We start from the raw sequence: 17343 nt of genomic DNA, 5'->3' as shown, positions 1-17343 counted from the left end.
TCGCGATAGCGGTGTGTCAGTCAGAAAATCATCGTCTGACACTACGCTATCGCGAGCAGGCTCACTCCTACAGGGTTTTGCGTTGCCTTAGCGGCGGCGTTCGAGCGAATAAACAAACGGCGCAACGATTTCGATCGAGCCATTGTTGAGCATGTCGGCTGGCGGCTTGGGCAGCGGTTGAGCGCGGCGGATCATGTCCAGGGTGGCCCGGTCCAGATCAGCGTTGCCGGAGCGGCCTACCAGTTCGAACGACAGCACATTACCTTCGCCATCGACCACGAAGCGCAGACGATTCAAACCTTCCTTGCCACGCGACTGTGCACTTTGCGGGTACTTCTTGTACTTCTGCAAATGCGCGAGCAGGGTGCCTTGCCAACTGGCCTTGGCTGCCAATTGAGCAGGCGATGGGCCGGGTGCGGGCTGGGCTGATTTCTCCGTTGGTGCCTGGGTCGGTTGAGTGTCGGCCGGCTTCTCCTCGGAAGGTTTCTCCTTCGGCGGCTCGGGCAGCTTCTTCTCGACCGGCTTCGGCGGTTTTGGCTTGGGCTTCGGCTTGGGTTTGGGTACCGCGATTTCCGCTTTCGGTGCTTCAGCCAGTTTCGGAATCGGTAACTCTTCAACCGGAGCCGGTGGCTGCGGCGGTGTGACGACTTTCGGCGGAGCCGGCGGTGGCGGGGCGGGCAACGGAGCCAGCTCGACCATCATTGCCTGCGGCGGCAATTCGATGGGCGGGCGAGCGGTCCAGTTCAGCGCCAGCGCGATGGCCAGCGCGTGCACGCCCAGCACCACGGCCAGGCTACCGCTGTAACGCGTCAGCTTATGGCGCGTCGTGATCATTTCTTGGCTGCCGTCTCGAGACCGACCAGACCAACCTTCAGGTAACCGGCGGCGCGCAGGCTGTCCATCACGCTCATCAGGTCACCGTAATCCACGCCTTTATCGGCCTGGAAAAAGATGGTGGTGTCTTTCTTGCCCTGGGTCTTGGCGTCGAGGGTGGCGCCGAGGGTTTCGGCCTTCACTTCGTCGTCGCCGAGGAACAGGCGCTGGTCCGCTTTCACACTGAGAAACACCGGTTTCTCTGGCCGCGGCGCCGGTTTGGCGGTCGAGGCGGGCAGATCGACTTTGATGTCCACAGTGGCCAATGGAGCAGCCACCATGAAGATGATCAACAGCACCAGCATCACGTCGATGAACGGCGTGACGTTGATTTCGTGGTTCTCGGCCAGATCGTCGTCTGCGCCTTCTTTCAAATGCAGGCCCATGGCCGATTACCCCACTTTAACCATGTGCGGCTGCGAGCTGCGCTCAGGCTGGTGGTCGAGATCGCGGCTGACCAGCAGCAGGACTTCTGCCGAGGCATCGGAGACCTGCGCCTTGTAACCGGCGATGGAACGGGCGAAGACGTTGTAGATCACCACTGCAGGAATCGCCGCAACCAGACCCAGTGCGGTGGCCAGCAGCGCTTCAGCGATACCAGGTGCGACAACGGCGAGGTTGGTGGTCTGGGTTTTGGCGATGCCGATGAACGAGTTCATGATGCCCCAAACGGTACCGAACAGACCGACGAACGGCGCAGTGGAGCCGATGGTGGCGAGAACGCCGGTGCCGCTGCTCATGTTGCGGCCACAGGCAGCGACGAGGCGCTCGAGGCGGAAGCTGACGCGTTCCTTGATGCCTTCCTTCTCGCGGCTGTTGACCGACAGGCGCATCTCTTCGAGAGCGTCGTGGACCAGCAGGTTGGCGAGGGTGCCTTCCTTGCCGGCCGTGGCGCTGGCTTCTTTGAGGGTGGTGGCTTTTTTCAGTGCGGCGATTTCGCCTCGCAGACGACGCTTCGCGCCCATCAGCTCGAAGCCTTTGGCGATCCAGATGGTCCAGGTGATGATCGAAGCGATAGCCAGACCGATCATCACGATTTTCACGATGATGTCGGCGTTCTGGTACATGCCCCACGGCGACAGGTCGTGGGCCATGCCCAAGGTGTTGTCGGCTTCGAGGACTTCAGGTGCGTCGGCCGCATCGACAGCCTGCACCGGATCGGTGGCGGCGGGTGCAGCCGGAGCGGCAGCGGGCGCGCTCTGTTCGGTGGCGGCTGGGGTGGCTGGCGCTTGAGCGTCGGCGAAGGCCGCGGTCGGTGCCAGCATCAGGCTGAGCAACAGAGCCGCGACAGCGCTCCAGGCGCGAGGTCGAGTGGTTGGCGAAGCGGGAGTTTGATTACGTGTCATGCTGGCCGGACCTGAGGTAGAAAAACGTTATTGCTCTTCCAGGCCTCGTGAGGCCGAGAACAAAAGTGGCGTGCATTATTGCAAGTAATTCTTGTTAACAAAAGTAATAGAGTAACTTTTTTTCCACCATTGCTAGCCGTTCGTCCTGTGCCAGAGCTAGTCTGTGCCTTTCCGATGGGAGTTTTCTGATGTCCGCGCCTTCTGTTTTGATTGCCGGTTGTGGTGATGTCGGCAGTCGTCTCGCCACGCAATTGCTGGCGGCTGGCTGGCAGGTTCATGGCTTGCGCCGGGACGTTTCCAAGTTACCGGAGGGGGTCATTGGCGTCGCCGGCGATCTGTTCAACGAAGAATGCCCGGCGACCTGGCCGGTGGGCGCTTTGGATTATCTGGTGTATTGCGCTGCGGCCACCGACCACGATGAAGAGGGTTATCGCAAGGCCTATGTGCAGGGTTTGCAGAACGTGTTGAGCTGGCTGGGCGACTACGGGCAAGTGCCCGAGCGACTGATCTTCGTGTCCAGCAGCAGCGTGTACGGCCAGCAGGACGGAGCGTGGGTGGATGAGACGTCCGAGACTGTCGCTGCCGGTTACTCAGGGCGCTTGATGCTTGAAGCCGAGCAGGTCGCGCTCGATAGCGGCATCCCCGCTAGCGTACTGCGTCTGACCGGCATTTACGGCCCGGGCCGTGAATGGCTGCTGACCCAGGTGCGTCGCGGCTATCGCGTGGCAGTCGAGCCGCCGCTGTATGGCAATCGGATTCATGCCGATGATGCGGCCGGGTTGCTGGCGTTTCTGCTGGAAAAAGACCGCGAGGGCGTCAAGCTGGAGCAGCTCTACATCGGAGTAGACGATGCGCCGGCGCCATTGGCCGAGGTGGTGGGCTGGTTGCGCGAATATCTGGGGGTAACTGAATGGGCGGAAGACGCCAGCGTGCGCCGCACCGGCAGCAAGCGTTGCAGCAATGCGCGGGCGAAAGCGTTGGGTTGGGTACCGAAGTACCCAAGCTACCGCGAAGGCTATGCAGCGATCCTGGAAGGTAAGTGCTGACTTTCTAACAACACAAAACAACTGTAGGAGTGAGCCTGCTCGCGATAGCGTTGTGTCAGTCGACATCAATGTGTCTGACATACCGCTATCGCGAGCAGGCTCACTCCTACATGGGTTCTATGTGAATTCAGAAGCGGGTTACTGCTTCTCCAGCAACCACTTGCGCTCACCCGCGGCAAACTGCGGTTGCTCATCCGCCAGCGCAGCGTTCACTGCCTGCAGAATCTCCAGTTCCTTGCCCTTGCGCACAAAGATCCAGTTATTACCCTGGCCATTGAGTTGCAGCCACATGCTGTCGTTGCCATTGCTCATCGATGCGCAATCGCCGGCCAGGCACAAGGCATAACGGTCAACGCCCGGAAGGCCGGTCACCTGACCGTCAGCCTGGAACTGCACGGTGCCGCCTTCACCCTGACCGCTGGTGATGGTCCAGTTGCCGCCCAGGTACGCCGAATACAGCGCGCGTTCGAAGCTCGCACCGATTGGGGCGCCTTCGGGCACCGGGATCTGTGCGCGATCAAAGAGTTGTTCGGGTTCGTTGTCGCTGGCGGCTTGCTGCAGGCGTCCGCCGTCGCGTTTCAGTTCGCTGGCGGAGCTGCCATAGAAGTCGACTTTCCAGGCGCCGGACTCTTGGCCCAGCAACCGTCCTTCGACATTCTCAAAACCGTTGGTGTAGCGAGCCTGACCGGCCTTGGTGTTGACGTCCCATTCCAGATTCGGGCCGTAGGCCTGCAGCGCTTCGCGCAGAGGGCCGCCCTTGGCGGCGGCATCGATCGCCACCTGGTTGATCCAGGTGCCGCTGATGTCGCGGTCGGCAGGGTCGCTGGCGCAGCCGCCGAGGAACAGGGCGAGCAGCGAGAGAGCTAGCGCTTTGCGCATGGTGGAATCCTTTCAAAACCTTTTCTTGCGGCAGTCGGCGCGGCGTTGAAAGCCGCGCCGTGCGCATCACTCGATGACCAGAATGGCATCCATTTCAACCTGCGCACCCTTCGGCAGGGCGGCCACGCCGATGGCGGCGCGGGCAGGGTAGGGCTGGTCGAAGTACTTGCCCATGATCTCGTTGACCTTGGCGAAGTGGCTCAGGTCGGTGAGGAAAATGTTCAGTTTGACGATGTCCTTGAACGAACCGCCGGCGGCTTCGGCTACGGCCTTGAGGTTCTCGAAGACCTGGACGGTCTGGGCTTCGAAGCCTTCGACCAGTTCCATGGTTTTCGGGTCCAGGGGGATCTGGCCCGACATGTAAACGGTATTGCCTGCCTTGATCGCCTGGGAGTAAGTACCGATGGCGGCCGGGGCCTTGTCGCTGGTGATGACGGTTCTGGTCATGTAGGACTCCTTGTAATAGGCAGGTTATGCACGCATGCGGGTGATGCGGATCACCCCGGTCAAGGCGCGCAGTTTCTTGATCACGCGGGCCAGGTGCACACGGTCGTGGACGCTGACCACCAACTGCACGACGCTGATGCGACCATCGCGTTCGTCCATGCTGATTTTCTCGATATTGCCGTCGGCCGCGTTGACGCTGCTGGCCAGCAGGGCGATCAGGCCGCGCTGGTGTTCCAGTTCGACGCGCAGCTCGACGTTGAATTCGCCGGTGACATCCTTGGCCCACGAGAGCTGGATGCATTTTTCCGGGTTGTGCCGTATTTCGCTGATGTTGCGGCAGTTGTCCAGGTGCACGACCATGCCCTTGCCCGCCGACAGGTGGCCGACGATCGGGTCGCCCGGGATCGGCGTGCAGCACTTGGCGTAGCTGAGCACGAGACCTTCGGTACCGCGAATCGCCAGCGGACCTTCCGGACTTGGCAACTGTTCGCCTTCGCCCAACAGCCGGCGGGCGACCACGTAGGCCATGCGGTTGCCCAGGCCAATGTCTTCGAGCAGGTCTTCGATCAGTTCGAGGCGGTACTCGGTGAGCATCGCCTTCACGCGCTCGGCCGGAATTTTTTCCAGGGAGCTGTCGAAACCGTTGAGCACCTTGTTCAGCAAGCGCTCGCCGAGGCTGATGGACTCGGAGCGGCGTTGCAGTTTAAGCGCATGGCGAATGTGCGTGCGCGCCTTGCCGGTGACCACGAAGTTGAGCCACGCCGGGTTCGGCCGGGCGCCGGGAGCGCTGACGATCTCGACCGTGGAGCCGCTTTGCAGCGGTTCGGACAGCGGCGCGAGGCGACGGTTGATCCGGCAGGCAATGCAGCTGTTGCCGACGTCGGTGTGCACTGCGTAGGCAAAATCGACCGCCGTGGAGCCTTTTGGCAGCTCCATGATCCGGCCTTTGGGCGTGAACACGTAGACCTCGTCCGGGAACAGGTCGATCTTCACGCTTTCGATGAATTCCAGCGAGTTGCCAGCGCGTTGCTGCATTTCCAGCACGCCTTTGACCCACTGGCGGGCGCGGGCGTGGGTGCCTTTGGGCTGTTCGTCACCGCTGGACTTGTACAGCCAATGGGCGGCGATGCCGTTGTTGGCCATCTCTTCCATTTCGCGGGTGCGGATCTGGATCTCGATCGGTACGCCGTGCATGCCGAACAGTGTGGTGTGCAGCGACTGATAGCCGTTGGCCTTGGGGATAGCGATGTAATCCTTGAAGCGCCCCGGCAGCGGCTTGTACAAATTATGCACAGCACCCAGCACGCGGTAGCAGGTATCGACCTTGTCGACGATGATCCGGAACGCGTAGACGTCCATGATCTCGTTGAAGGCCCGACGCTTGCCGCGCATTTTCTTGTAGATGCCGTAGAGGTGTTTCTGACGACCGCTGACTTCGCCCTGGATGCCGTCGATGGCGAGGCAGTGGCCAAGGGATTCTTCGATCTTGTTGACGATTTCCTTGCGGTTGCCCCGGGCGCGTTTGACCGCCTGGTAGATCCGCGCGGAACGCATCGGGTGCATGGCCTTGAAGCCGAGGTCTTCGAACTCGATGCGGATCGCGTGCATGCCCAGCCGGTTGGCGATGGGTGCATAGATCTCGAGGGTTTCCTTGGCGATGCGCCGGCGTTTTTCGCCGGACAGCACTTCCAGCGTGCGCATGTTGTGCAGGCGGTCGGCGAGCTTGACCAGGATCACCCGGATGTCGCGCGCCATGGCCATGGCCATCTTCTGGAAGTTTTCCGCCTGGGCTTCGGCCTTGGTCTCGAAGTTCATCTGGGTCAGTTTGCTGACCCCGTCGACCAGTTCCGCCACGGTTTCACCGAACTGCGCCTGCAGCGCTTCCTTGGCGATACCGGTGTCTTCGATAACGTCATGCAGCATCGCGGCCATCAGGCTCTGATGATCCATGTGCATGTCGGCAAGAATATTCGCCACGGCAAGAGGATGCGTGACATACGCCTCGCCGCTGCGACGGCGTTGACCGTCATGGGCTTGTTCGGCGTAGAAATACGCTCGGCGAACCAGGTTGACCTGGTCGTTGCCGAGGTAGGTCGATAAGCGATCGGCGAGGGCGTCTATGCTCGGCATGATGATTCCTGCCGAAAGCTGTGACCCCGCGCCGTGCTACGTCGACCAGGCATAGGCTTAGACGGCCTCGTTCGACTCGTCCTCGAACGCTGCGAACAGCGGTTCATCCTGGACGATTTCCTGCTCGGCGATGAACTCGTAGCTCATCAGGCCTTCAGCAATTTCACGCAGCGCGACAACGGTCGGCTTGTCGTTTTCCCACTGCACCAATGGCTCTTTGCCGCCGGTGGCCAGTTGACGGGCACGCTTGGTAGAGAGCATGACCAGCTCAAAGCGGTTTTCCACGTGTTCTAGGCAGTCTTCAACGGTTACGCGGGCCATGGTATTCCTCGGAGCGAATGCAATATGCGCGCTGCCCGGTTGGGCGAGCGGACTGAGCAGTTTAAAAAATCACCAGCGATTAGGGAAGCGCTGATTTTTTGACCAGACCCTTCAACGCGCTGCAAGCACCAATGTAAAGCGCTTGCAGGCATTTTGGGAAGTGCTGTTTTAACCGAGCAGTTCGGCCAGCAATTTGCCGAAACGCACTTGCTGGCGTTTCTGTTGCAGCTGATTGGCGCGGAAAATCGCCTTCAGATCGTTCAGCGCGTGGGCGAAATCGTCATTGATGATCAGATAGTCGTAATCGACATAGTGGCTCATCTCGCTGACCGCTTCGCGCATGCGGCCGTCAATGATCTCGTCGCTGTCCTGGCCGCGGTTGGTCAGGCGCTGGTGCAATGCTTCCAGCGACGGCGGCAAAATGAAAATCGAGCGCGCTTGCGGCATCAGCTTGCGCACTTGCTCGGCGCCTTGCCAGTCGATTTCCAGAATCAGGTCATGGCCTTCGTCCAGGGTCTGCTGCAGGCGGCTTTGCGAGGTGCCGTAGAAGTTGCCGAAGACCTCGGCGCGTTCAAGGAAGTCACCGTGCTCGCCCATTTTCACGAACTCTTCGCGGGTCACGAAGTGGTAATTCACGCCGTCCACTTCACCTGGACGCATGGCGCGGGTGGTGTGCGAGACCGAAACGCGGATCTCTGGATCGGCGTCGGTCAACGCCTTGACCAGACTGCTCTTGCCCGCGCCCGATGGCGCGGAAATGATATACAGGGTGCCGGTGTGTTGGGTCATGTCGGGGTAGCCTTACTCAATGTTCTGCACTTGTTCGCGCATCTGCTCGATCAACACCTTGAGGTTGACGGCGGCCTGGGTGCTGCGCGGGTCGAAGGCTTTGGAGCCCAGTGTGTTGGCCTCGCGGTTGAGCTCCTGCATCAGGAAGTCCAGACGCCGCCCGGCGGCACCACCGGATTTGAGCACCCGGCGAACTTCGATGATGTGTGTGCTCAGGCGATCCAGTTCTTCGGCCACGTCGCTTTTTTGCGCGAGGATGACCATTTCCTGTTCCAGACGTTGCGGGTCGAGCTCAGCATTCATGTCGGCAAAGCGGTCGAGGACTTTCTGGCGCTGGGTGGCGAGCATCTGCGGCACCAGTTCACGCAGGGTCACGACGTCTTCTTCAATGGAAGTCAGGCGATCATTGATCAAACGCGCCAGCTCCGCGCCTTCGCGCTCGCGGCCAGCCTTCAAGTCCTTCAAGCCCTGATTGAACAGCGCCAGCGCTTCGGCGTTCAGCGCTTGCGGGTCGGTCGCATCGGCCACCAGCACGCCGGGCCAGGCCAGCACTTCCAGCGGATTCAGCGCAGCGGGATTCTTGATCAGCCCGGCCACGGTTTCCGCAGCGGCAACCAGTTGCGCGGCGCGCTCGCGGTCGACTTGCAGCGGCTTGCCGGTGCTTTCTTCGGTGAAGCGCAGCGTGCACTCCAGTTTGCCTCGCGACAGGCCCTGACGCAGCGCTTCACGCACGGCGCCTTCGAGGTCGCGAAATGATTCGGGCAAACGCAGGTGCGGTTCCAGATAGCGGCTGTTGACCGAGCGCAGTTCCCAGCTCAGGGTGCCCTGAACGCCGGCTTTCTCGACGCGGGCGAAGGCGGTCATGCTGTGCACCATGGCGGTGACCTCGCAATGCAGATCGGCGCGAAACGCTGTTTCGCAGGCGCGATTTCAATGAATTTAAGCCGACTGGCAGCAAAGGCGCAGGATTGTAGCGCAGTGCGGCGAATGCGCCCAAACACACGGTGTGACAAAGCGCTGCAGCCCGTCGGTTATGCGCGCTTGAGGCGCTTCGGTCGTCGGCCGGCGGTTTTAACCAGTGCCCACTCGCGGTGCAGCGCTCTATAATGCTCGGCAGTTTTCCGTCCTCAGTACAGGTATCCCTATGAAACGTCCAAGTGGTCGCGCTGCCGATCAGCTCCGCTCGATCCGCATCACCCGCAACTACACCAAACACGCCGAGGGATCCGTACTGGTCGAATTCGGTGATACCAAAGTCATCTGCACCGTCAGCGTCGAAAACGGCGTGCCACGCTTCCTCAAAGGCCAGGGCCAGGGCTGGCTGACTGCCGAGTACGGCATGCTGCCGCGCGCCACCGGCGAGCGTAACCAGCGTGAAGCCAGCCGTGGCAAGCAGGGCGGTCGTACTCTGGAAATCCAGCGTCTGATCGGCCGCTCCCTGCGCGCGGCGCTGGATATGTCCAAGCTCGGCGACGTGACCCTGTATGTGGATTGCGACGTGATCCAGGCCGATGGCGGTACTCGTACTGCGTCCATCACCGGCGCCATGGTTGCGCTGGTCGATGCCCTGAAAGTGATCAAGAAGCGCGGCGGCCTGAAAGGCGGCGATCCGCTCAAGCAAATGATCGGCGCGGTCTCGGTGGGCATGTACCAGGGCGAGCCGGTGCTGGATCTGGACTATCTTGAAGATTCCGCAGCCGAAACCGACCTGAACGTGGTGATGACCAGCACCGGTGGTTTCATCGAAGTGCAGGGCACCGCCGAAGGCGCGCCGTTCCAGCCTGAAGACTTGAACGCCATGCTGGAACTGGCGAAGAAAGGCATGAACGAGATCTTCGAATTGCAGAAGGCTGCACTGGCCGACTGAAGTTCTTGACCACAAGGAGGATGTGATGAGTGATGAGCAAGAGTTGCTGCCCAAACCGAGCCAGGAGGTTCGCCAGTGGGCGATGTTCTGTCACTTGTCCGCCTTGCTGGGGATCTGGATTCCGTTCGGCAATCTGATCGGGCCGCTGATCCTTTGGCAGATGAAGCGCGAGAAGGACCCCTTCATCGACGCGCAGGGCAAAGAGGCGCTGAATTTTCAGATCACGGTGGCGATTGCCTCAATGATCTGCTTCCTGCTCATGCTGCTGATCATCGGTTTCTTCCTGTTTGGTTTGCTGGCGATTGCGGCGCTGGTCCTGACGATCATTGCAGGTGTCAAAGCCAACGAAGGTTTCCCCTACAGATATCCGTTCACCTGGCGATTGATCAAGTGAAAGTCTGTTGTATCGCAATATGAAAATGCCCCGACTTATCGGGGCATTTTTATTTGTGCAACTGAATAATTGGGTTTTGTTGTAGGACTAGTCTGTTAACGATGTGCGGCTTGGCATTTATTTACTGATATTTCTCTATTACATCTTTGGTCACAACTGATCGGGCAAGTGTATATTCCGGTCCTTGTTATTCGCGCAAGCTGGTTGTTAAAGTTGCCCGGTGTAATGTTTCGATTGAAACATTTCGATATGTTCAAGCCATCGATGGCACTTGAACTCCCCAGTAATCAGTGTTGAGAAAATCAGCCGGTTCACCCGTCGGGCCCAGGTAAATGCTCGCCTCGTGAATACTTAGCCAAGAATAATCCACATGATTGAGCTCGATTTCTACGGCACGCTCGTGGCCGCTTCATTAGTGCTGCTTCTCGGGCGCGGACTTGTAACGCGTGTCGGCTTTCTACGAAGTTACAATATTCCTGAACCGGTAGCGGGTGGCCTGGTGGTTGCCGTGCTCCTGTTGATATTGCGCACTTTCGATATAGAAGTCCGCTTCGATACTTCATTGCAAACACCGTTGATGTTGGCGTTCTTTGCCACGATTGGCTTGAGTGCCGACCTTGCCAGTCTGAAAAAAGGCGGGCGCATTGTCGGCATCTTCCTGCTGGCAGTCATTGGCTTGCTGGTGGTGCAAAACGCCATGGGAATAGGGTTGGCAACTTTGCTCGGACTTGATCCCTTGATGGGCTTGCTGACGGGCTCGATCACCCTTGCCGGTGGTCACGGCACGGGCGCCGCGTGGGGCGCGGTGTTCAGCGAGAAATACGGCCTGGCCTCGGCTTCGGAACTGGCGCTGGCCTCGGCGACGTTCGGTCTTGTTCTGGGTGGTCTGATCGGTGGTCCCGTTGCGCGGTTGCTGATCAAGCGTGTGCAGGTGCCGGGCTGCAGTCCCCAGCAAGCACCGCGACTGCCAAGAGGTTTTGAACAGCCGAACAAAGAACGTTCTATCACGCCCTTTTCTTTCGTCGAGACACTGGCGCTGATTGCCGTCAGCCTGCTCGCTGGCAACTTGTTGAATGGTTTGCTCCACGGCACTGCGTTCGAGTTGCCGACATTTGTCTGTGTGCTGTTCGTGGGTGTGGTGTTGCGTAACGGATTATCAGCGCTTGGCTTGTATCAGGTATTCGAGCGTGAAGTTTCTGTGCTCGGCAATGTCAGCCTATCCCTGTTTCTGGCGATCGCGCTGATGTCGCTGAAGCTTTGGGATCTGGCAGCGTTGGCATTGCCGATCTTCATCATTCTGGCCGTGCAGGCGCTGGTCATGGCGCTGTTCGCGATTTTTGTAACGTTCCGGGTAATGGGCAGCAACTATGATGCTGCCGTGCTTGCTGCGGGGCATTGCGGCTTTGGGCTGGGTGCTACGCCGACGGCCATTGCCAACATGCAAGCAGTGACGCAACGGTATGGGCCTTCGCAGATCGCGTTTCTGGTGGTGCCGATGGTAGGAGCGTTCTTCATCGATATCGTTAACGTCATCGTGATCAAGCTGTACCTGACCTTGCCTTTCTTCGCTGCGGTTTAGGAAGCACGGCGCATAAAAAATGCCCGCATCTCACGATGCGGGCATTTTCTTTGGCTGCGATAAAACGCTTAGATGGTCAGCGTCCAGTCGTAGTCGACGATCAATGGCGCGTGCTGCGAGAACCGTGGCTGACGCGGCAGGCGTGCGCTGCGCACCGAGCGACGCAGGCCCGGGGTCAGGATCTGGTAATCGAAACGCCAGCCCAGATTGAGCATCTCGGCCTGTTCGTTATCCGGCCACCAGCTGTACTGGTCGCCTTCACGGCTGACTTCGCGCAGCGCATCGACATAGCCCATATTGCCGACAATCTCGTCCATCCAGGCGCGTTCCGGCGCCAGGAAGCCAGGAGACTGCTGGCTGTCGCGCCAGTTCTTGATGTCGAGTTTCTGCTGCGCTACGTACAGCGAGCCACAGTAAATGTACTCGCGACGTTTGCGTCGCTGTTTGTCCAGGTACTTGCCGAAATCGTCCATGAGCTTGAACTTCTGGTTCAAGTCCTCATCGCCGTTCATCCCCGAGGGAAACAGCAAGGTGGCAATACTGACTTTGTCGAAATCTGCTTGCAGGTAGCGCCCGTAGCGGTCGGCCGTCTCGAAACCGAGACCGCTGATGACAGCCTTCGGTTGCAACCGCGAATACAAAGCCACGCCGCCTTGGGCAGGGACTTCGGCATCGCAGGCATAAAGGAAGTAGCCATCCAGTTGGAAGGCTGGGTCATCCAGTTCAAAGGCGGAGGCACGGGTGTCCTGCAGGCAGATGACGTCGGCATTCTGGGCTTGCAGCCAACTGAGCAAACCGCGCTCGACTGCCGCCTGAATACCATTGACGTTCACACTGATGATCCGCATAAATGGCCCCAAAAATCGCGTGCGTGTATGATACACGGCGTCAAGCTAATTAGCTAAATCCGTGGTATTTGGGGTTTTTTTCATGCAAGCGTATCAGCGCGATTTCATTCGTTTTGCCATCGATCGCGGCGTTTTGCGCTTCGGTGAGTTCACCCTGAAGTCCGGACGCACCAGTCCCTACTTCTTCAACGCCGGCCTGTTCAACTCGGGTTCGGCGCTGGCGCAACTGGGGCGTTTCTACGCTGCGGCCATCGCCGAAAGCGGCATCCCCTTCGACGTTCTGTTTGGCCCGGCCTACAAAGGCATTCCACTGGCGGCGACTACCGCCGTTGCGCTGGCCGAACATCACGACCGTGATCTGCCATGGTGTTTCAACCGCAAGGAAGCCAAGGCCCACGGCGAGGGCGGCAGCCTGGTCGGCGCACCGCTGACTGGCGAAGTCTTGATCATCGACGACGTGATCACCGCCGGCACCGCCATTCGCGAAGTGATGCAGATCATCGCTTCCCAGGACGGCGCCAGGGCCGCCGGCGTGCTGATCGCGCTGAATCGTCAGGAGCGTGGCAACGGCGAGCTGTCGGCCATCCAGGAAGTCGAGCGCGACTTCGGCATTCCGGTGATCAGCATCGTGTCGCTGAATCAAGTGTTGGAGTTCCTCGCCGACGATCCACAGCTCAAACAACACTTGCCAGCCGTGGAAGCCTATCGCGCCCAATTTGGCGTGTGACCAATGTGGGAGCGAGCTTGCTCGCGAATGGCCGTCACACTGAGCGATGTGAGGCGAATACCGCTTTCGCGAGCAGGCTCGCTCCCACAATAAAAAAGACCCAGTTCAGTCATTCGAATTGGGTCTTTTTGTTGATGATTAACGCAGATTTCGCCATTTGATCAGCAGCCTCAGCGCGAGCCCCATATTGACCAGCGCAAACACCAACAGCGCGACAACCACCATCACGTACAGCGTGCGATCCACATCGAAATCCCACAGATCCAGCGTGCTGCTGCGCACGATTCCGACTGCCGCCGGCAAGTTAACGTAAAACAGCGCCACAAAAGCACAGGTCAATGGCAATGCTCGCCAGTAGACAGTGGCCAGAATCTTGTCTCGACTGCGTTTTCGAGCCTGCGAACCCTTTTGATATTCATCCTGCGCCAGCGCTTCATTGAGCGCCGGCCACGCCAGGTTGAACATGAACGTGGTCAGGGTCAGCAGCAAGCCACTGACCGCAACAATGTCACTGAACGGCATTCAGACCCAGCGTGGCGCAGAGCAATGCGTGGGAGTCTTCGCTGATCTCGAACTGCCCGGCGCTGCCCTTGCGTTTGGTGATGGGTTTGAAGGTCGGCTCGTTTTGCGTGATGAGCATATTCAACTCATCACGAATCACGTCCGAGCTGATTACCACCAGAAACACGTTTTGCGCATGTTCGGCGGACTCGATCACCGCGCGCATGCTCTGCTGCAGGATGTCGTCGAGCTGGTTGCGAAAGCGCGAAACGGTGTTCTTCAGCAGGGTTTTGCTCTGGCTCTGGGTCAGTTGAAAGATCGTCGAAATCTGCGATTCGGTCGGCAGGGTTTGCCCGAAGTAACTCTGGATCAGATACAGCAGGCGATCCTGTTTGGCTTCGTCAGCCCGGCTGGGCATGCCGCCTTCGACCAGCATTTTCAGGTATTCGGTCAGGCTGGCCTTGGCGATGCGCTCCAGCGCATGGGCGATTTCGGCGTCGCCGATGCGCAAGGTCTTCTTCACCGGTTCCTTCTGTTCCTGCTCGAAAGCGTCGGCGTCGATCGTGAACGAGATCTGCATGGATCAGGCGCTCCGGTTTATTTGTCGCTGGCGGCTGGATAGGGATCCTGAGGCGCATCTCCCTGGCCACGCAGCACTTTCCAACCCTTGAGAGGGTGAGAGGCTTGGGTGAAATCAGGGCAGGGTGGCATCGATGTTCGTGACGGGGCTGAATACTCTCGGCCGCAGTCCACGCAGGCATAAGTACCTGCTGAAATGTCACTGCCGTAAGGAACGCTGTCTTTTTGCATGGGAAGATCTCCACTGGATGAAGGGAAGATCCTAGGGGGATTTGTTCTGAGGGGATGTCGGACATTTCGCTGTGTGGAGTAAGGCGTTTCCTGCGCGCACAAAAAAGACCGCAGCCCGCGGCAGCTCCTGCAAAAGCGGATTTCCGTAAGTGCGAAATCCCTGTAGGAACTGCCGAAGGCTGCGATCTTTTGCTTTCAGCGATCAGCCATCAAGGACGTTTGCGATTGCTGATCAGCGTACCCACGCCGGTGTCAGTGAAGATTTCCAGCAGGATCGCGTTCGGCACACGACCGTCGATGATCAACGAACTGCCAACCCCACCCTGAACCGCTTCCAGTGCACAACGGATCTTCGGCAGCATGCCGCCGTAAATCGTGCCATCAGCGATCAAGTCATCGACCTGCTGCGTGCTCAGGCCGGTCAACACGGTGCCTGACTTGTCCATCAGGCCGGCGATGTTGGTCAGCAGCATCAGCTTTTCGGCTTTCAGCGCTTCGGCAACCTTGCCCGCCACCAGGTCGGCATTGATGTTGTATGACTCGCCGTTTTCACCCACGCCGATCGGCGCAATCACCGGGATGAAGTTGCCCTTGACCAGCAGGTTCAGCAGTTCGGTGTTGATGCCGACGACTTCGCCGACGTGGCCGATGTCGATGATTTCCGGCTGGGTCATTTCCGGGGTCTGGCGGGAGACGGTGAGCTTCTTCGCGCGAATCAGCCCGGCATCTTTACCGGTCAGGCCGATGGCGCTGCCGCCATGGCGGTTGATCAGGTTGACGATGCTCTTGTTGACCTGACCGCCAAGGACCATTTCCACCACGTCCATGGTCGCCGCGTCGGTGACGCGCATGCCGTCGACGAAGTGGCTTTCGATCGACAGGCGTTCGAGCAAACTACCGATCTGCGGGCCGCCGCCGTGCACGACCACCGGGTTGATGCCCACGGCTTTCATCAGCACGATGTCGCGGGCGAAGCCGGTTTTCAGCTCCTCGCTTTCCATCGCGTTGCCGCCGTATTTGATCACCAGGGTCTTGCCGACGTAGCGTCGGATGTAAGGCAGCGCTTCGGACAGGACCTTGGCAGTGTTGGCGGCGGCTTCGCGTTCGAGGGTCATTCAGGGCTCCGGGTGGATCAGAACGGTAGTTGGAGATCAGGTGCAACGCGTTTCAGTTGGGCGTGGAACACATCCTTGATGCGCTGCAATTCAGCCTCGTCATCGGCCTCGAAGCGCAGCACCAGCACCGGTGTGGTGTTGGACGCGCGCACCAAGCCCCAGCCTTTGGCGTAATCGACCCGCACGCCGTCGATGGTGGTCAGGTCGGCGCCTGCGCCCCACTGTGCGTCGTGCAGTGCATCAATGATGCTGAATTTGCTCTCTTCGGTCACATGGATATTGATTTCCGGCGTAGAAATATCGTTCGGGAAGGTCGCGAACAGCTCTTCCGCGGTAGATTTTTCCTTGCTGAGGATCTCCAGCAGACGCGCGGCGCTGTAGATCCCGTCGTCGAAACCGAACCAGCGTTCCTTGAAGAAGATATGCCCGCTCATTTCGCCGGCCAACAGCGCGCCGGATTGTTTCATTTTCTTTTTGATCAACGAGTGACCAGTCTTCCACATTAGCGGCCGACCGCCGTATTCCTTGATCAGCGGCACCAGGCGACGGGTGCATTTGACGTCGAAGATGATCTCCGCGTCCGGGTTGCGTGCCACCACATCGCGGGCGAACAGCATCAGCAGACGATCCGGGTAAACGATGCTGCCGGTGTTGGTCACCACGCCCACGCGGTCGCCGTCGCCGTCGAAGGCCAGGCCGATATCAGCGTTGGTCTCTTTGACCTTGGCGATCAGGTCGACGAGGTTTTCCGGTTTGCCCGGATCCGGGTGATGGTTCGGGAAGTTGCCGTCGACTTCGCAGAACAGCGGAATGACTTCGCAGTTCAGCGCTTCGATCAACTGCGGAGCGATGACGCCGGCCGCACCGTTACCGCAGTCGACCACGACTTTCAGGCGCCGGGCCAGTTTGATGTCCTGGACGATTTCGGTGTTGTAGCGGTCGAGGATTTCGACTTGGGTGACGCTGCCCTGGCCAGTGCTCAGATCGTTGTTCTTGATGCGTTCATGCAGCACTTGAATCTGTTCGTTGGCGAGGGTGTCGCCGGCGATCACGATCTTGAAGCCGTTGTAGTTGGACGGGTTGTGGCTGCCGGTGAGCATCACCCCGGACTTGCCGGCCAGCACGTTGGCGGCGTAGTACAGCGCCGGCGTCGGTACCAGACCGACATCGCTGACGTGGCAACCGCTCTCGGCTATACCGCGAATGAGTTCCGCAACCAGTTCCGGGCCGGACAGGCGGCCGTCGCGACCGACCGACACGTTCGGTTCGCCCTGGGCCAGGCTTTGCGAGCCGATGGCGCGACCGATCCAGTAAGCGGTTTCACCGTTGAGGTATTCCGGCACGGTGCCACGAATGTCGTAAGCGCGGAAAATGCTGTCAGGCAGCTTCGGGGCGATCTTGGCGGGGGTGCTCATCTGTGGACATGCTCCATCTCGAAAAGGGCGGGACAGACCGACGAAATGTTCGACGGCAGGCTCAAACTGAAGGGTATGACGGCGTTTTCCACAGAGAGTTCGTGCTATGAAAGGGCCATGACGCCCCGGCTGACCGGGCTTGCGACCGGCAATACCTTGATTTTGTGCGCTTAACCGTGCGCCACCCATTGCACAAATTTTGTGGCGAGGGAGCTTGCTCCCGCTTGGGTGCGCAGCGCCCACAAGATTTTGGGTC

Annotated in this window: 18 protein-coding genes and 1 pseudogene; 5 read left to right on the top strand and 14 right to left on the bottom strand. The window is 59.4% G+C overall.

The genetic code is table 11. The features are described from left to right. Nucleotides 1–87: 87 nt before the first annotated feature. The 3 genes from DCO47_RS19005 to exbB are packed head-to-tail and all read right to left on the bottom strand — an operon-like array spanning nt 88 to nt 2219. A complete protein-coding gene (locus DCO47_RS19005) occupies nt 88–834 on the bottom strand; it encodes an energy transducer TonB (protein WP_042608108.1) in 747 nt (248 codons plus the stop codon). Further along, nucleotides 831–1259: a TonB system transport protein ExbD gene (exbD, locus tag DCO47_RS19000; RefSeq protein ID WP_016772535.1), complete on the bottom strand. Its 429-nt coding sequence runs from the start codon at nt 1257–1259 to the stop codon at nt 831–833. Before exbD ends, DCO47_RS19005 begins: the two co-directional genes overlap by 4 nt. Before the next feature lie 6 nt (nt 1260–1265). Then, entirely contained in the window at nt 1266–2219 is a 954-nt protein-coding gene (gene exbB / locus DCO47_RS18995; RefSeq protein ID WP_024014803.1) for a tonB-system energizer ExbB, read from the bottom strand. A 188-nt stretch (nt 2220–2407) separates the two neighbouring features. On the opposite strand from exbB, the gene DCO47_RS18990 reads away from it, so the two are divergent. Continuing rightward, the gene (locus tag DCO47_RS18990; RefSeq protein WP_116658673.1) at nt 2408–3265 is read left to right on the top strand and encodes an SDR family oxidoreductase; all 858 of its coding nucleotides are present in this window, start codon (nt 2408–2410) and stop codon (nt 3263–3265) included. Nucleotides 3266–3403: 138 nt separating this feature from the next. Here the strand turns inward: DCO47_RS18990 and DCO47_RS18980 are convergent, their stop codons facing one another. From DCO47_RS18980 to DCO47_RS18955, 6 genes are all read right to left on the bottom strand, one after another. Continuing rightward, nucleotides 3404–4144 (bottom strand): hypothetical protein, encoded by a 741-nt coding sequence (locus tag DCO47_RS18980; protein ID WP_042608111.1) that lies wholly within the window; start codon nt 4142–4144, stop codon nt 3404–3406. A 66-nt stretch (nt 4145–4210) separates the two neighbouring features. Next, nucleotides 4211–4591 (bottom strand): RidA family protein, encoded by a 381-nt coding sequence (locus tag DCO47_RS18975; protein ID WP_064365115.1) that lies wholly within the window; start codon nt 4589–4591, stop codon nt 4211–4213. A 24-nt stretch (nt 4592–4615) separates the two neighbouring features. After that, nucleotides 4616–6721: a bifunctional GTP diphosphokinase/guanosine-3',5'-bis pyrophosphate 3'-pyrophosphohydrolase gene (spoT, locus tag DCO47_RS18970; RefSeq protein ID WP_007920338.1), complete on the bottom strand. Its 2106-nt coding sequence runs from the start codon at nt 6719–6721 to the stop codon at nt 4616–4618. A gap of 57 nt (nt 6722–6778) precedes the next feature. Beyond that, the gene (gene rpoZ, locus DCO47_RS18965) at nt 6779–7042 is read right to left on the bottom strand and encodes a DNA-directed RNA polymerase subunit omega (RefSeq protein ID WP_008030604.1); all 264 of its coding nucleotides are present in this window, start codon (nt 7040–7042) and stop codon (nt 6779–6781) included. Nucleotides 7043–7210: 168 nt separating this feature from the next. Beyond that, complete coding sequence (gene gmk, locus DCO47_RS18960; RefSeq protein WP_042608112.1) at nt 7211–7831, bottom strand: guanylate kinase; 621 nt, start codon at nt 7829–7831, stop codon at nt 7211–7213. Nucleotides 7832–7843: 12 nt separating this feature from the next. Then, nucleotides 7844–8707, bottom strand: a complete 864-nt coding sequence (locus DCO47_RS18955) for a YicC/YloC family endoribonuclease (RefSeq protein WP_116658672.1) — start codon at nt 8705–8707, stop codon at nt 7844–7846. A 268-nt stretch (nt 8708–8975) separates the two neighbouring features. On the opposite strand from DCO47_RS18955, the gene rph reads away from it, so the two are divergent. The 3 genes from rph to gltS all read left to right on the top strand — a co-directional run bounded on the left by rph (nt 8976) and on the right by gltS (nt 11671). Continuing rightward, nucleotides 8976–9698, top strand: a complete 723-nt coding sequence (gene rph / locus DCO47_RS18950; protein WP_027610407.1) for a ribonuclease PH — start codon at nt 8976–8978, stop codon at nt 9696–9698. A gap of 25 nt (nt 9699–9723) precedes the next feature. Then, nucleotides 9724–10092, top strand: a complete 369-nt coding sequence (locus DCO47_RS18945; protein WP_016772541.1) for a DUF4870 domain-containing protein — start codon at nt 9724–9726, stop codon at nt 10090–10092. A gap of 370 nt (nt 10093–10462) precedes the next feature. Next, a complete protein-coding gene (gene gltS, locus DCO47_RS18940; protein ID WP_042608113.1) occupies nt 10463–11671 on the top strand; it encodes a sodium/glutamate symporter in 1209 nt (402 codons plus the stop codon). Between the two features lie 68 nt (nt 11672–11739). Here the strand turns inward: gltS and DCO47_RS18935 are convergent, their stop codons facing one another. After that, nucleotides 11740–12519, bottom strand: coding sequence for an exodeoxyribonuclease III (locus DCO47_RS18935; RefSeq protein WP_016772543.1), 780 nt, complete (start codon nt 12517–12519; stop codon nt 11740–11742). Nucleotides 12520–12601: 82 nt separating this feature from the next. Between DCO47_RS18935 and pyrE the strand changes: the two genes are divergently transcribed. Next, nucleotides 12602–13246 (top strand): orotate phosphoribosyltransferase, encoded by a 645-nt coding sequence (gene pyrE / locus DCO47_RS18930; RefSeq protein WP_116658671.1) that lies wholly within the window; start codon nt 12602–12604, stop codon nt 13244–13246. A gap of 138 nt (nt 13247–13384) precedes the next feature. Here pyrE and DCO47_RS18925 read toward each other — a convergent pair whose 3' ends face one another. The 4 genes and pseudogenes from DCO47_RS18925 to DCO47_RS18905 all read right to left on the bottom strand — a co-directional run. Continuing rightward, nucleotides 13385–13768, bottom strand: coding sequence for a hypothetical protein (locus DCO47_RS18925; protein ID WP_116658670.1), 384 nt, complete (start codon nt 13766–13768; stop codon nt 13385–13387). Beyond that, entirely contained in the window at nt 13755–14327 is a 573-nt protein-coding gene (locus DCO47_RS18920) for a hypothetical protein (RefSeq protein WP_042608116.1), read from the bottom strand. Before DCO47_RS18920 ends, DCO47_RS18925 begins: the two co-directional genes overlap by 14 nt. A 439-nt stretch (nt 14328–14766) precedes the next feature. Further along, nucleotides 14767–15672: an acetylglutamate kinase gene (argB, locus tag DCO47_RS18910; protein WP_042608117.1), complete on the bottom strand. Its 906-nt coding sequence runs from the start codon at nt 15670–15672 to the stop codon at nt 14767–14769. Between the two features lie 17 nt (nt 15673–15689). Then, nucleotides 15690–17093 (bottom strand): annotated as a pseudogene (locus DCO47_RS18905) (phosphomannomutase/phosphoglucomutase); the annotation flags it as partial. Between the last annotated feature and the right edge of the window lie 250 nt (nt 17094–17343).

Origin of the sequence: Pseudomonas sp. NDM (assembly GCF_003105095.1) — a bacterium.
GTDB classification, from domain to species: domain Bacteria; phylum Pseudomonadota; class Gammaproteobacteria; order Pseudomonadales; family Pseudomonadaceae; genus Aquipseudomonas; species Aquipseudomonas moraviensis_A.
Note: the sequence above shows the minus strand (reverse complement) of the source record. Positions and strands in the feature narration are given on the sequence as shown.